Here is a 14,861-nt window from a genome sequence, read left to right as displayed (position 1 = left end):
TCCGTGCAACGCGCGTCGAACAAAACAGTTTTGCGACTAAGCGATATCGTTCAAAAATTGCCGCTACTAAGCGGTTTCAAGCAGCCGTTCGGCCTGCGCACGCGCCTCGTCGGTGATCGTCGCGCCCGAGAGCATCCGGGCGATCTCCTCGCGGCGCTCGGCCTCGTCGAGCGCGCGGACGCCGGTGCGCGTGACGGTGCCGTCGTTACTCTTTGCGATCAGCAGATGCTTGGCGCCGCGTGCTGCAACCTGCGGGCTGTGCGTGACGACGAGCAGCTGCGTGCTCTGCGCGAGGCGGGCGAGTCGCTCGCCGATCGCGCTGGCGACCGCGCCGCCGACGCCGCGGTCGATCTCGTCGAACACCATCGTCGTCGCGCCGCCTTCTTCCGCGAGCGCGACCTTCAAGGCGAGGATGAAGCGCGACAATTCGCCGCCGCTGGCGATCTTGGTGAGGCCGGCGAACGGCGCGCCGGGGTTGGTCGAGATCTCGAACTCGACACGGTCCTTGCCCGCGCCCGACCAGCCCTCCTCGCCGAGCGGGGCGCAGACGGTGCGGAAGCGCGCGGCGTCGAGTTTCAGCGGCGCGAGTTCCCCCGCGACCGCGGTGTCGAGTCGCAGCGCAGCCTTGGCACGGCGGGCCGAGAGCGCGTCCGCGGCCTTGTCGTAGGCGGCGCGCGCCTTGGCGAGCGTCGCCTCGAGCACGGCGATACCGCCTTCGCCCGCGTCGAGTCGTTCGAGCCGCGCGCGCATCTCGTCAGTGAGCGCGGCGAGGTCGTCGGGCTGGACGCGGTGCTTGCGTGCCATCGCGCGGAGTTCGAACAGCCGCGCCTCGTCGTCCTCGAGGCTGCGCGGGTCGTAGGCGAGATCGATGCGGGCATCGCGCATCCGCTCCTCGGCGACCGATCCCTCGATCACCGCGCGGTCGACCGCGGCGAGCGCGTCGGCGAGCGCGACATGGTCGCCCGCGATCCGTTCGAGCACGCGTGCGGCCTGGCGCAGCTTGGCGAGCCCGCCGTCTGAGCCTTCGAGATAGTCGTCGATCGCCGACAGGTCGTCCGCGATCTTCTCCGCGCGCTGCATCGAGCGGCGGGTGTCGGCGAGCGTTTCCTCCTCGCCGGGTTCGGCGCCGAGCGCGGTGAGTTCGGCAACGGTGTGCTCGAGCCAGTCGCGGTCGCGCGCCGCGCTCTCGATATCCGCGCGCGCGGTGGCGAGGGCGTCCTCGGCGTCGCGCAGCGCGGTCCAGGCGCGCGTCGTCGCGGCGGGTTCGGTGCGGCCGAAGATGTCGAGCAGCGCGCGGTGGCCGCGCGGGTTGAGCAGGCCGCGTTCGTCATGCTGGCCGTGGATCTCGACGAGCGTCGGCGCCATTTCGCGGAGCAGCCCGGCGGAGGCGGGCTGGTCGTTGACGAAGCCGCGGCTGCCGCCATCGGCCTTGACGATGCGGCGGATGATGAGCGGCTCGCCCGCCTCGATCGTCAGCCCGTTCTCGTCGAGCAGCGCGGTGAGCGGCGTGCCGGGGGCGGGGGGATCGAAGGTCGCGGTGACGACCGCCTGCGCGGCGCCGTGGCGGACGAGCCCGCTGTCGCCGCGGCCGCCGAGCGCCAGCCCGAGCGCGTCGAGCAGGATCGACTTGCCCGCGCCGGTCTCGCCGGTCAGCACACCGAGTCCCGGGCCGAAGCCCAGGTCGAGCGCCTCGATCAATACCACGTCGCGGATGGAGAGTTCGGTCAGCATCGGTTCGTCCCTTAGACGATCCGGATGCGAAAATGATCCCCCAATGTTCCGTCTGGTTTGCAGGGGGTGGGGGCGGGGGTTCGCGTTACTGCGGCGCTCTTGTCGTTACCCAGTCCACGTCATCCTGACGAAAGTCAGGATCCAGGGTTACGAGCGCTGCGGTCTGTGGCTCTGGGTCCTGACTTTCGTCAGGATGACGCGGGGGGGGGCGGGCGCGGCTGTGGCTCTGGGTCCTGACTTTCGTCAGGATGACGCGGGTGGGGGACGGGTGCGTTTGTGGCTCTGGGTCCTGACTTTCGTAAGGATGACGTTGAATGGGGGACGAGGGGGGCGGGTGCCCCCCGCTCAGTTGCCGGGGGTGGTGCGGGTGGTGCCGGCGGGGCCGACGGGGCCGGCGCCGCTTGGGGCGGCGGAGCCCGAGCCGCCATTGCCGACCGAGCCGGGAATCGCCGGGGCCTCGCCGAGGCCGGCGGCGGGGAGCGCGCCGGGGGTGCCCGCGGGGACGACCTGCGCGCCGGTCGCGATCGGCGCGAGCGGCTTGACCGGGTGCTCCTGCATCAGCTTGTACGCGCGCTGGTACCAGCTGGTGCCGGGATAGTTGCGGCCGAGCACCGCCGCGGCCTTTTCGGCCTCGATCGGGACGCCGAGCGCGAGATAGGTCTCGGTCAGCCGCATCAGCGCCTCGGGGGTGTGCGTGGTCTGCTGATACTGGTCGACGACGGTGCGGAAGCGGCCGTTTGCCGCGAGCCACTGGCCGCGCGTCTCGTAGAAACGGCCGATCTCCATCTCCTTGCCGCCGAGATGGTCGTTGACGAGATCGATCTTGAGCCGCGCGTCCGACGCGTAGCGCGTGTTGGGATAGCGGCGCATCAGTTCGCCGAGCGCGTCGAGCGCCTGGCGCGTGATCTTCTGGTCGCGCGTCACGTCGGTGATCTGCTCGTAATAGCCGAGCGCGATCAGGTAATAGGCATAAGGGGCGTCGCGGTTGCCGGGATGGACCGAGATGAAGCGCTGCGCCGACTGGATCGACTTGGTGTAATCGGCGTCGAGATAATAGCTGAACGCGCTCATCACCTGCGCGCGGCGGGCCCAGATCGAATAGGGATGCTGGCGCTCGACCTCGTCGAAGAGCTGCGCCGACTCCTTGTACCGCCCCTGATCGAGCCGGCGCTTGGCCAGCGAGTAGAGCGTGCCGACGTCGCGCGCGACATAGGGAATGTCGGTCGAGGTGCGCGAGCTCGCGCATCCGGCCATCGGGAGCGCTATGGCGGCGAGGAGCGCGATCGTGAGCGCGCGAGACTGGGGGATACGCATGGACGTCGTCCTTAGCGTAACCGGGGCCGCACGAACAATCCCCTTCGGCGGGGGGATTGCACGGGGGGATCGCACGGGGGATCGCGCTGACCCGGCGCAGACGGGGCGGGGCGAACCGGCGGGGTCGGATCGGACGCGGACGACCCGCGTTAACCCCCGCGTTAACCCCCGCGTTAACAGCGTCTCGCCACCGGGCGTCGCGAGGGCTATGTCCGAGCCGATACGCCCGACGTCAGAAGGAATAGCCTATGCCCGCCACCCTGCTCCACACGCATCGTGTCGAGAAGCCATGGGGGCGCCACACCCTCTGGCCCGGTTTCGACGATCCGGCGCCGGGTTCGCCGCCGATCGGCGAGGTGTGGTTCCAGGAGCCGGGCGACACGACCCCCGACCTGCTGATCAAATATCTGTTCACGAGCGAGAAACTGTCGGTGCAGGTGCATCCCGACGACGACCAGGCGCATGCGCGCGGGTTGCCGCGCGGCAAGGACGAATGCTGGACGGTGCTTGCCGCCGAACCCGATTCGACGATCGCGGTCGGCACGAAGACGCCGATCTCGCACGAGGAACTGCGCGCCTCCGCGGTCGACGGGACGATCGAGGACAAGCTGTACTGGAAGCCGGTCAAGGCGGGCGACTTCATGTACTGCGCGTCGGACACGATCCATGCGATCGGCGGCGGGCTGACGGTGATCGAGGTGCAGCAGAATTCGGAGACGACGTACCGTCTCTATGATTATGGCAGCGACCGCGAACTCCATCTCGACGACGGCATCGCGGTGTCGGATCCCGTGCCCTATCAGCCGATCACGTCGCCCGGCCGCGTGTCCGACGGGCGGACGATCCAGGTCGAGGGGCCGAAATTCGTGCTCGAGCGGTGGAGCGGGCGCGAGCATGCGGTGACGCTGCCCGAGGGCAAGACGGGCTGGCTGATCCCGGTCACCGGGTCGGGCTCGGTCGCGGGCGTCAATTTCAAGGCGGGCGAGTGCGTCACGGTGACGGGCAGCGAGCAGGTCGTGCTGGCCGACGATGCCGACGTGCTGTTCGCCTATTCGGGCACCACGCGGATCTGACGCGGGACGGCGAATCGGGGTGCGCCCCGGTTCGCCGCATTTCGAAGCGCCGCGTCAGGCGGTGACGCGCGCGATCAGCGTGTCGATCTGCGCGCGGTGGAACCCGGCGGCGACGAATCGCTCGATCTCGGCGGCGGGGAGGGCAAGTCCCTTTCGCCATGCGTGGACCGCGATGCGGCGCAGCGCCTCGAGCCGCGGATCCGCGAGCGGCGCCTGCGCGGCGATCCCGAAAATCGCGCCGAGCGCGCGTGCGACCCGGCCGCGACTCGACAGGCTGGCGACGCTGTCGTTGCGCGCGAGCAGGATGACGTTCCACTCGAGCGCCGAAAACCCCGTGCGTGCCGCGATGACACGGCTGCCACTGGCCGAACCGGCGGGGGCGGCGAACAGGTTGTCGAGGTCGAGATAGGCCATGATCGGGTCTCTTCGGATGGGCAGATGGTCACGTCGCACCAGCGCGCGACGCGGTTGGAATGGGCAGGCGGTGATCGGCGAGGCGCAGGGCGTTCGCGAACCGAGTCGTATCCGACGCGGCGTGGCGGTATCGCCCGATCGTCTTCGATACCGTCCGGTACAGTACGGTCTTTCGCGCGTCAATCGGCGCGCGCGACGGGCCCGGCGGATTTGCGACGAGCCGTTGCCGTAACGTCAACCGCCGCCGCAGGGCTGCGACGGCGGACGAGAGCGCGTGGGGTGGGTCGGGTCAGGGACACCGGCGGGACGCGCAGGGCGCCCCGTCACGATGTCATCGTTGGCGGGTCAGCGCTCGTTCGCGCGCTTCGCCAGTTCCTTGTTCACGCCGAGCGCGATGAGCGTGCAGACCGCACCCGAGAAGAGATACGCGCCGCTGGCGGCGAGACCCAGTTCGCTCGACAGGACGAGCGCCGCGAGCGGGGCGAAGCCCGCGCCGAACAGCCAGGCGAGATCGGTCGTGAGCGCGGAGCCGGTATAGCGGTGCGTCTTGCCGAGGCTGGTCGCGAGCGACCCCGACGACTGGCCGAACGACAGGCCGAACAGCAGGAAGCCGATGATCATGAACGCCCATTCGCCGGTCGGACCGCCGCTGAGCAGCATCGGTGCGCCGATCGCGAACAGCGCGATCAGCACCGCGGTGCTGCCGAGCAGCGTACGGCGGCCGATCCGGTCGGCGAGCAGCCCCGAGACGAGCGTCGCGCCGAGACCGATCGCGGCGCCGATGACCTCGATCGTCAGGAAGCGGCCGGGCGTCTCCGAGGTGAAGAGCACGATCCACGAGAGCGGGAACACGGTGACCATGTGAAAGAGCGCGAAGCTGGCGAGCGGCGCGAACGCGCCGAGCACGATCGTGCGGCCCTCCGCGCGGATCGTGTCGAGCACGGGCGCGGGCTGGAGCGCGCGCGATTCGAACAGCGTCTCGAACTCGGGCGTGACGACGAGGCGGAGACGGGCGAAGAGTGCGACGACGTTGATCGCGAACGCGACGAAGAACGGATAGCGCCAGCCCCAGTCGATGAAGTCGGCGGCGGGCAGCGTCGCGACGAAGAAGGCGAACAGACCGCTGGCGACGAGCAGGCCGAACGGCGCGCCGAGCTGGGGCAGCATCGCGTACCAGCCGCGGCGACCCTCGGGCGCGTTGAGCGACAGCAGCGAGGCGAGACCGTCCCATGCGCCGGCGAGCGCGATGCCCTGCGCGATCTCGCAGCAGCGACAGCAGCACGACCGACCAGTTCCCGACCTGCTCATAGCCGGGCAGGAAGCCCATCGCGACGGTCGCGGTGCCGAGCAGGAACAGCGCCATCGTCAGCTTCGCGCTGCGACCATAGAGACGGTCGACCGCGATGAAGATGATCGACCCGAACGGCCGCGCGATGAAGGCGAGTGCGAAGACCGCGAACGAGTAGATCGTCCCCTGCAGCCGGTCGACATAGGGGAAGACGAGCGCGGGGAAGACGATCACCGAGGCGATCGCATAGACGAAGAAGTCGAAGAATTCCGACGTCCGGCCGATGACCACGCCGATCGCGATCTCGCCGGGCGAGATCTTTTTGCCGTGATCGTGGAGATCGCGGGTATCGTCCTCGAAAGACGTCGATCCTGCGTGTGCACTCATTCTCAAACTCGCTTCCGTGAGGCGGCACGCCGCCCATGGCCTGTTCGGACGGCGCATTGATCATACGCCGTTTTTTCACCTGCGGGCAGGGCCTTTCGGACTCTCTCCGTAACGCCTATGTCTGTCGCAGCATGAGCGCCATGCCTTTGCTGCAGTGCGGCGCCCATTGGACAAATTGTCCACTATGGTATGACCGAACTGCGGCGTAGGGGCGAGCATATGACCGCCGAGCTATCGAATTCCAGGCCTAGATCCTGGCTCTTACGCGCAGCCGCCGTGCTGCCCGCGCTGCTGATCAGTGGGTGCAACTGGGTCGTGATGTCGCCGTCTGGCGATATTGCGGTGCAGCAGCGCGACCTGGTGCTCATTTCCACGGGGCTGATGCTGCTGATCATCATTCCGGTGATCGTGCTGACGCTGCTGTTCGCCTATCGCTACCGCCAGGCGAACAAGGCCGCGAAGTACGAGCCGAACTGGGATCACTCGATCGGCCTCGAGCTGCTGATCTGGGGCGTGCCGCTGCTGATCATCATCGCGCTCGGCGCGCTGACATGGACCAGCACGCATCTGCTCGACCCGTATCGCCCGCTCGGCCGGATCTCGGCGCAGACCAGCGATGTCGGCGAGAATGCGCCGATCGGCCAGCTTTCGGACAACCAGCAGACGATCACGGGCGGCAAGCCGCTCGACGTCCAGGTGGTCGCGCTCGACTGGAAATGGCTGTTCATCTATCCCGAATACGGCATCGCGACGGTCAACGAGCTGGCCGCGCCGGTCGATCGCCCGCTGCGCTTCAAGATGACGTCGTCGTCGGTGATGAACGCGTTCTACATCCCGGCGCTCGCGGGCATGATCTACACGATGCCCGGGATGGCGACGACGCTGCACGCGGTGATCAACAAGCCCGGCAACTATGAGGGCTTCTCGTCGCATTACAGCGGCGCGGGCTTCTCGGGGATGCGCTTCCGCTTCCACGGCGTGTCCGACGCAGGCTTCGATGCCTGGGTCGCCAAGGTCCGGAACGGCGGCGGCGGGCTGAACCGCACCAACTACATGCAGCTCGAAAAGCCGAGCGAGAAGGTCCCGGTCCGCTATTTCGGTGCGGTCGACGGCGGGCTTTTCCAGGCGATCGTCGAGCAATGCGTCAAGCCCGGCAAGGCGTGCATGTCCGATCTGATGAAGAAGGACGCGCATGGCGGCATGGCGATGCCCGGCGTCAACGGCGGGAGCGGTCCGCAGGACGGCTCCACCCGCGTCGAAGGCGCGCTGATGAAGGATGCCGACGAAAAGGGGAACGCCCCGCACTGGTCGGCACCCGCGACGACGAAATCGGACGGCGGCAACAATGCCCCCGGCGCCTCGCAGAACCGCAACCACACGCAAATGATCCCAGTGCCGACACCCGGCACGCAACGCCTCGCCCTCGGCTAGGTCAAGAGAACCATGATGTCTGATACCCTGTTGAAGACCATCTTCGGGCGGCTCACGCTGGAGTCGCTGCCGCTGCACGAACCGATCGTCGTCGCGACGTTCGGGATGGTGGCGATCGGCGGCGCCGCACTCGTCGCGGCCCTCACCTATTTCAAGGTGTGGGGCTATCTGTGGAACCAGTGGTTCACCAGCGTCGACCACAAGAAGATCGGCATCATGTACATGGTGCTCGCGATCGTCATGCTGCTGCGCGGATTTTCCGACGCGATCATGATGCGCCTGCAGCAGGCGATGGCGTTCGGGGGTAGCGAAGGCTATCTCAACGCGCATCACTATGACCAGGTGTTCACCGCGCACGGCGTGATCATGATCTTCTTCGTCGCGATGCCGATGGTCACGGGCCTGATGAACTATGTCGTTCCGCTCCAGATCGGTGCGCGCGACGTGTCGTTCCCGTTCCTCAACAATTTCAGCTTCTGGATGACCGCGGCGGGTGCCGTCGTCGTCATGATGTCGCTGTTCATCGGCGAGTTCGCGCGGACCGGCTGGCTGGCGATGCCGCCCTTGTCGGGGATCGCCTATTCGCCCGATGTCGGTGTCGACTATTACATATGGGCGCTGCAGATCGCGGGCGTCGGCACGTTGCTGTCGGGCGTCAACCTGGTCGCGACGATCGTCAAGATGCGCGCACCCGGCATGGGCCTGATGAAGATGCCGATCTTCACCTGGACCGCGCTGTGCACCAACATCCTGATCGTCGCCGCCTTCCCGGTGCTGACCGCAGTGCTCGCGATGCTGTCGCTCGACCGCTATATCGGCACGGCGTTCTTCACGAACGACGCGGGCGGCAACCCGATGATGTACGTCAACCTGATCTGGATCTGGGGTCACCCCGAGGTCTACATCCTGGTCCTGCCGGCGTTCGGCATCTTCTCGGAAGTCACCTCGACCTTCTCGGGCAAGCGCCTCTTCGGCTACAGCTCGATGGTCTATGCGACGCTCGTCATCACGATCCTGTCGTATCTCGTCTGGCTGCACCATTTCTTCACGATGGGGTCGGGCGCGAGCGTCAACTCGTTCTTCGGCATCACCACGATGATCATCTCGATCCCGACCGGGGCCAAGATCTTCAACTGGCTGTTCACGATGTACAAGGGGCGGATCCGGTACGAGCTGCCGATGATGTGGACGGTGGCCTTCATGGTGACGTTCACGATCGGCGGGATGACCGGCGTGCTGCTCGCAGTGCCGCCAGCCGACTTCGTGCTGCACAACTCGCTGTTCCTGGTCGCGCATTTCCATAACGTGATCATCGGCGGGACGCTGTTCGGGATGTTCGCGGGGATCAACTACTGGTTCCCCAAGGCGTTCGGCTTCCGGCTCGACCCGAAGTGGGGCACGATCTCGTTCTGGTGCTGGGTCGTCGGCTTCTACCTCGCGTTCATGCCGCTCTATGTGCTCGGCCTGATGGGCGTGACCCGCCGGATGCGCTATTTCGACGATCCGAACCTGCAGATCTGGTTCGTCATCGCCGCGCTCGGCGCAGCGCTGATCGCAGCGGGCATCGGTGCCTTCCTGATGCAGATCTTCGTCAGCATCCGGAACCGCGAGGCGCTTGCCGACCATACCGGCGATCCGTGGAACGGTCGTACGCTGGAGTGGGCGACCTCGTCGCCGCCGCCGGAGTACAACTTCGCGTTCACGCCCGTCGTCCATGACCTGGACGCCTGGTACGACATGAAGGACCGCAAGCACGAGCGGCCGCTCAGCGGCTTCCGCAAGATCCACATGCCGAGCGGCACCGGCACCGGTGTCGTCCTTGCCGGACTGAGCGTGGCGTTCGGCTTCGCGATGATCTGGTACATGTGGTGGCTGGCGGGTCTGGCGCTGGTCGGGATCTTCGCCACGACGATCTTCCACACCTTCAACTACAAGCGCGACTTCTACATCCCGGTCGAGGACGTGATCGCCAGCGAGGACGCGCGCACCCGCCTGCTCGCGACCCAGGGAGCCTGACGCGATGTCTTCGGTATCATTGAAGAAGGATGGTCTGGACGAGAAGGGTGAGCCCCTCTCGTTCTACCAGCTCGAGGAACATCACCATCCCGAGGGCAGCAGCACGATGCTGGGCTTCTGGATGTACCTGATGAGCGATTGCCTCATCTTCGCGGTGTTGTTCGCGGCGTACGGCGTGCTCGGCAGCAGCTATGCCGGCGGGCCGACGCCCAAGGAGATCTTCGAGCTGCCGCTCGTCGCGGTGAACACCGCGATGCTGCTGTTCTCGTCGATCACCTACGGCTTTGCGATGCTGTCGATGGAAGAGGGCCGCCAGCGCATCATGCAGATGTGGCTCGCGTTCACCGGTCTGTTCGGCCTGTGCTTCCTGTCGATCGAGATGTACGAGTTCGCGACCCTCATCCACGAGGGTGCGGGCCCGACGCGCAGCGCGTTCCTGTCGTCGTTCTTCACGCTGGTCGGCACGCACGGCCTGCACGTCACGATGGGCTTCATCTGGCTCGTCACGCTGATGGTGCAGGTGCAAAAGCATGGCCTGATCGCCGCGAACAAGCGCCGCCTGATGTGCCTCAGCATGTTCTGGCACTTTCTCGACGTCATCTGGATCGGCGTCTTCACCTTCGTCTATCTGATGGGTTCGCTGCGATGACCGACCGCCACGCCACGCCGCACGATGCGCATGCCGAGCACGCGCACGATGATCACGCGCATGGGCACGCGCACGGGCACGACGATCACGGGAACGACCACGCGTCGCACGGGACGCGGGGGAGCTATCTCAAGGGGTTCTTCCTCTCGGTCCTGCTGACTGCGGTGCCGTTCTGGGCGGTGATGACGGGGGCGTTCAAGGACCCGTCGACCGCCGCGCTGGTCATCATGCTGTTCGCGGTGCTCCAGATCATCGTCCACATGATCTACTTCCTGCACATGAACACCAAGTCCGAGAATGGCTGGACGATGATGGCGCTGATCTTCACGATCATCCTCGTCGTGATCACGCTCAGCGGGTCGATCTGGGTCATGTATCACATGAACACGAACATGATGCCGATGCAGGCCGCGGTAGACATGTGATGACCGCGCATGCCCGGCCGCGGCCGGCGATATGGGTGGCAGGCTTCATCGCGTTGCTGCTGTTCGCCGGGTTCGTCGCGCTGGGTGTGTGGCAGGTCGAGCGCCGCGCGTGGAAGCTCGACCTGATCCGGCAGGTCGACGCGCGCGCGACCGCCGCGCCGGTCGCACCGCCGGGGCCCGACCGCTGGCCGGCGATCACTTCCGCGAGCGACGCCTATCGCCGGATCCGCGTGAGCGGCACATTCGTCCATGACCGCGAGACTTTGGTCCGCGCGGCCACCGCGCTCGGCAGCGGCTATTGGGTGATGACGCCGCTGCGGACCGCGCGAGGGTTCAGCGTCCTCGTCAATCGCGGCTATGTCTCGCCCGAGCAGCGTCGCACGCATGCGCGGCCCGCGGGGTCCGTCACGGTGACGGGGTATCTGCGCATCACCGAGCCAAAGGGCGGGTTCCTGCGCAGCAACGATGCCGCTGCCGACAGCTGGTATTCGCGCGACGTCGCGGCGATCGCGGCGAAGCGCGAGCTGGGGCGCACCGCGCCCTATTTCATCGATGCCGACAGGGTCGGGACCGGCGCACCCGTCGGCGGGCTGACGATCATCGCGTTTCCGAACAACCATCTCGTCTATATGCTGACCTGGTTCGGCCTTGCCGCGATGACGGCGCTCGGCTTCGTGATCGTCGTGCGCAACGAGCGCCGCCGTGACGGGCGCTGAGACGCGCGCTCGCGCGTTGATGCCGTCGCAGGAGGGATCGACCGCGTGACGCCGCCCGACACGACACGAATGACGCTCGACACGTCGCGGTGGCAGACATGGCTGAGCCGCGCGCGCGCCGATACCGATGCGGCGGGCAACGCGAACATGCGGCAGCTGGTGACGCTGCGCTGGATCGCGGTGGCGGGGCAGCTGGTCACGGTGCTGACGGTGCGGTTCCTGTTCGGGATCGACCTGCCGCTCGTCCCCATGCTGATGGCGATGGCGGCGTCGGTCGCGCTCAACCTCGCGAGCATGCGGCTCTACGGGTGGCAGCGCGGGGCGAACGCGCAGCTGCTGCTGGCGATGCTGCTCGACGTCGCGTTGCTGACGGTGCAGCTGTACCTGAGCGGCGGCGCGACCAACCCGTTCATCGCGCTGTATCTGTTGCAGGTCGTGCTGGGCGCGGTGCTGCTCGATCGCTGGTCGAGCTGGGCGATCGTCGGGGTGACGGGCGGGTGCTTCGCGCTGCTGACGATCCGCTATCGCCCGCTCGCGCTGCCGACCGATTACACGGGCGAGTATTTCGCGCTCTATACGGTCGGGTCGCTGCTCAACTTCCTGCTGATCGCGACGCTGCTCGTGCTGTTCATGACGCGGATCACGGGGAACCTGCGCGCACGCGACGAGCATCTCGCCGACCTGCGGCAACAGGCGGCGGAGGAGGACCATATCGTCCGCATGGGCCTGCTCGCATCGGGCGCCGCGCACGAGCTCGGCACGCCGCTCGCCTCGCTCGCGGTGATCCTCAACGACTGGAAGCGGATGCCCGCGCTCGTCACCGATGCCGGCATGCTCGAGGAGATCGGCGAGATGCAGGCCGAGGTGCAGCGGTGCAAGACGATCGTCACCAACATCCTGCTCGCGGCGGGCGAAGCGCGCGGCGAGGCGCCCGAGGTCGTGCCGCTGCACGCGTTTCTCGACGCGATCGTCGAGGACTGGCGCGCGCTGCATGCCGGGGTCGAGTTCGACTATACCAGCCGGCTGGGCGACGATCCGCTGATCGTGTCGGACCCCGCGCTGAAACAGGTGATCGCGAACGTGCTCGACAATGCGGCGGAGGCGTCGCCGCACTGGGTCGGATTTTCGGGCGAGCGGACGGGCGATCACCTCGCGCTGATCGTGCGCGATCACGGGCCGGGGTTCACGCGCGACAAGCTGGCGAGCTTCGGCAAGCCCTATCAGTCGAGCAAGCGCGATCCGGGGCACGGGCTCGGGCTGTTCCTCGCGGTCAACGCGATGCGCAAGCTGGGCGGCAGCGTCGCGGTCGCCAATCGGGATTCGGGTGGGGCGGAAGTGACGCTGACGCTGCCGCTCGCGGCGATCGCACTGGAGCGTGACGAATGAACGACGACGGCCTCCCCCGGTGAAGCATCTGGTGATCGTCGAGGATGACGAGACGTTCGCGCGCACGCTCAAACGCTCGTTCGAGCGGCGCGGCTATGCGGTCCGGCTGGCGGCGAGCCATGAGGACCTGGTGGTGCTGCTGGCGGACGGGGTGCCGCAATATGCGGTGGTCGATCTGAAGCTCGGCGGCGCGTCGGGGCTCGTCTGCGTCCAGACGCTGCATGCGCACGATCCCGATATCCTCGTCGTCGTGCTGACGGGGTTTGCCAGCATCGCGACCGCGGTCGAGGCGATCAAGCTCGGCGCGTCGCATTACCTGGTGAAGCCGTCGAACACCGACGACATCGAGGCGGCGTTCGACCGGACCGAGGGCAAGGTCGACACCGCGGTCACCGAACGCCGCGCGACGATCAAGACGCTCGAATGGGAGCGGATCCACGCGACGCTGGCGGAGACCGGGTTCAACATATCGGAGACGGCGCGGCAGCTGGGCATGCACCGGCGCACACTCGCGCGGAAGCTGGAGAAGCGCCCGGTCAAGTGATGCGCAGGGGCGCGCGGCAACGCTGTGTTGCCGAACGCGCTATTCCGGGGGGCGATCGCAGCGCCTAGATCGCGTGGACCGTCCTGCCGGGAGCCGTCCGATGACCACGACCTTGCGCCAGCCGAGCCTGTTCATCCCGCATGGCGGTGGACCGTGCTTCTTCATGGAGGATCCCGCGGGCAACTGGACCGGCATGGCGGCGTTCCTGCGCACGCTCGCCGATCGCCTGCCCGAGCGGCCGCGCGCGGTGCTGGTCGTGTCGGGGCATTGGGAAACGCGGGGCTTCGCGTTTACCGGCGCCGCCCGGCCGCCGCTGATCTACGATTATGGCGGCTTCCCGCCGCATACCTATGAGCTGCGCTACGACGTGCCGGGCGCCCCTGCGCTGGCAGCGCGCGGCGCGGCGTTGCTCGAGGCGGCGGGGATCGCGGCGCAGGTCGATCCGGCGCGCGGGCTCGATCACGGCGTGTTCGTGCCGATGAAGGTCGCGTTTCCGGAGGCCGATATCCCGGTGGTCGAGATGTCGGTCGACCGGGATCTCGACCCCGCGCTGCACCGTGCGGCGGGCCGCGCGCTCGCGCCGCTGCGCGACGAGGGCGTGCTGATCGTCGCGTCGGGGATGAGTTTCCACAACATGCGCGGCTATGGCGATCCGCGGTTCACCGCACCGTCCGAGGCGTTCGATGCGTGGCTGAGCGATGCGGTCGCGGCCGCGCCCGACGCGCGCGGTGCCGCGCTCGATCGCTGGGCCGATGCGCCCGCGGGGCGGCTGTCGCACCCGCGCGCGGAGCACCTGCTGCCGCTGATCGTCGCCGCGGGCGCGTCGGAGGCGCGCGGGACCAGGATTTACGCCGAACACGTTCTCGAGACCGCGATTTCCGGTTTCAGCTTTGCCTGACCCTTTCACAGGAGACACGTCCATGCCCCTTCTTCTCGGTATTTCCGGCAGCCTGCGCCGCCACTCGTTCAACACCGCGATCCTCGAATCGCTCGCCGATGCGCTGGGCGACAAGGCGACGCTGCGGATCTTCCCGCTCAACGCGATCCCGATGTACGATCAGGACGCCGACACCGAGACGCCGCCCGAGACGGTGGCCGCGTTCCGCGCCGCGATCGGCGAGGCGGACGGGATCGTGATCGCGTCGCCCGAATATAATCACGGGATGCCGGGCGTGCTCAAGAACGCGCTCGACTGGGCGTCGCGGCCCTATGGCAAGGCGACGCTGACGGGGAAGCCGGTGTTCACGCTGACCTCGTCGCCGGGTGCGGTCGGCGGCGCGCGCGCGCAGGCGCAGCTCAACGAGACGCTGGCGTCGATCGGCGCGCGCACGCTGCTGCGGCCGCAATCGGTGATCGGCGCGGTGCACGAGAAGATGACCGACGGGCGGCTGGGCGACCAGGGCACGCTCGAGTTCCTGATGCACGGGGTCGACGACCTGCTGCGCGAGATCGCGCGGCCCGCCTCGGCCGTGCGCGAGGCCAACTGA

General features: G+C 67.5%; 13 protein-coding genes and 1 pseudogene. 10 read left to right on the top strand and 4 right to left on the bottom strand.

The annotated features are described in order from the left end of the window. Window positions 1-66: 66 nt before the first annotated feature. Both recN and QP165_RS08065 read right to left on the bottom strand, forming a co-directional pair. A complete protein-coding gene (recN, locus tag QP165_RS08070; protein WP_333995026.1) occupies window positions 67-1,731 on the bottom strand; it encodes a DNA repair protein RecN in 1,665 nt (554 codons plus the stop codon). Window positions 1,732-2,076: 345 nt separating this feature from the next. Next, complete coding sequence (locus tag QP165_RS08065) at window positions 2,077-3,045, bottom strand: outer membrane protein assembly factor BamD (RefSeq protein WP_333995024.1); 969 nt, start codon at window positions 3,043-3,045, stop codon at window positions 2,077-2,079. Window positions 3,046-3,293: 248 nt separating this feature from the next. On the opposite strand from QP165_RS08065, the gene QP165_RS08060 reads away from it, so the two are divergent. Next, window positions 3,294-4,118: a class I mannose-6-phosphate isomerase gene (locus tag QP165_RS08060; protein WP_333995022.1), complete on the top strand. Its 825-nt coding sequence runs from the start codon at window positions 3,294-3,296 to the stop codon at window positions 4,116-4,118. A gap of 54 nt (window positions 4,119-4,172) precedes the next feature. On the opposite strand, the gene QP165_RS08055 is transcribed toward QP165_RS08060, so the two are convergent. Both QP165_RS08055 and QP165_RS08050 read right to left on the bottom strand, forming a co-directional pair. Next, on the bottom strand, window positions 4,173-4,532 hold the full coding sequence (locus QP165_RS08055; protein ID WP_056017030.1) for a hypothetical protein: 360 nt from the start codon (window positions 4,530-4,532) through the stop codon (window positions 4,173-4,175). Window positions 4,533-4,877: 345 nt separating this feature from the next. Beyond that, window positions 4,878-6,207, bottom strand: a pseudogene (locus QP165_RS08050) (MFS transporter). A gap of 219 nt (window positions 6,208-6,426) precedes the next feature. Between QP165_RS08050 and QP165_RS08045 the strand changes: the two are divergent. From QP165_RS08045 to QP165_RS08005, 9 genes are all read left to right on the top strand, one after another. Further along, on the top strand, window positions 6,427-7,638 hold the full coding sequence (locus QP165_RS08045) for a ubiquinol oxidase subunit II (RefSeq protein ID WP_056017024.1): 1,212 nt from the start codon (window positions 6,427-6,429) through the stop codon (window positions 7,636-7,638). A 12-nt stretch (window positions 7,639-7,650) separates the two neighbouring features. Next, the gene (cyoB, locus tag QP165_RS08040; RefSeq protein ID WP_333995018.1) at window positions 7,651-9,654 is read left to right on the top strand and encodes a cytochrome o ubiquinol oxidase subunit I; all 2,004 of its coding nucleotides are present in this window, start codon (window positions 7,651-7,653) and stop codon (window positions 9,652-9,654) included. 4 nt (window positions 9,655-9,658) lie between these two features. Next, entirely contained in the window at window positions 9,659-10,303 is a 645-nt protein-coding gene (gene cyoC / locus QP165_RS08035) for a cytochrome o ubiquinol oxidase subunit III (protein ID WP_056017017.1), read from the top strand. Then, window positions 10,300-10,728 (top strand): cytochrome o ubiquinol oxidase subunit IV, encoded by a 429-nt coding sequence (gene cyoD / locus QP165_RS08030; protein ID WP_333995014.1) that lies wholly within the window; start codon window positions 10,300-10,302, stop codon window positions 10,726-10,728. The genes cyoC and cyoD overlap by 4 nt, the downstream gene beginning before the upstream one ends. Continuing rightward, window positions 10,728-11,444: an SURF1 family protein gene (locus QP165_RS08025; RefSeq protein WP_333995012.1), complete on the top strand. Its 717-nt coding sequence runs from the start codon at window positions 10,728-10,730 to the stop codon at window positions 11,442-11,444. Before cyoD ends, QP165_RS08025 begins: the two co-directional genes overlap by 1 nt. A gap of 45 nt (window positions 11,445-11,489) precedes the next feature. Further along, window positions 11,490-12,830 carry an ATP-binding protein gene (locus QP165_RS08020; protein ID WP_443019273.1) on the top strand — a complete coding sequence of 447 codons (1,341 nt, stop codon included), beginning with the start codon at window positions 11,490-11,492 and terminating at the stop codon, window positions 12,828-12,830. 19 nt (window positions 12,831-12,849) lie between these two features. Continuing rightward, window positions 12,850-13,374 carry a response regulator transcription factor gene (locus tag QP165_RS08015; RefSeq protein WP_333995010.1) on the top strand — a complete coding sequence of 175 codons (525 nt, stop codon included), beginning with the start codon at window positions 12,850-12,852 and terminating at the stop codon, window positions 13,372-13,374. 100 nt (window positions 13,375-13,474) lie between these two features. Then, complete coding sequence (locus QP165_RS08010; RefSeq protein ID WP_333995008.1) at window positions 13,475-14,272, top strand: DODA-type extradiol aromatic ring-opening family dioxygenase; 798 nt, start codon at window positions 13,475-13,477, stop codon at window positions 14,270-14,272. A 22-nt stretch (window positions 14,273-14,294) separates the two neighbouring features. After that, the gene (locus QP165_RS08005; protein ID WP_333995006.1) at window positions 14,295-14,861 is read left to right on the top strand and encodes an NADPH-dependent FMN reductase; all 567 of its coding nucleotides are present in this window, start codon (window positions 14,295-14,297) and stop codon (window positions 14,859-14,861) included.

The sequence above is a fragment of the Sphingomonas sp. 22R3R2A-7 genome, assembly GCF_036856055.1.
Lineage (GTDB): Bacteria > Pseudomonadota > Alphaproteobacteria > Sphingomonadales > Sphingomonadaceae > Sphingomonas.
The sequence above is the reverse complement of the archived record's forward strand: the minus strand, read 5'-3'. Positions and strand labels throughout refer to the sequence as shown.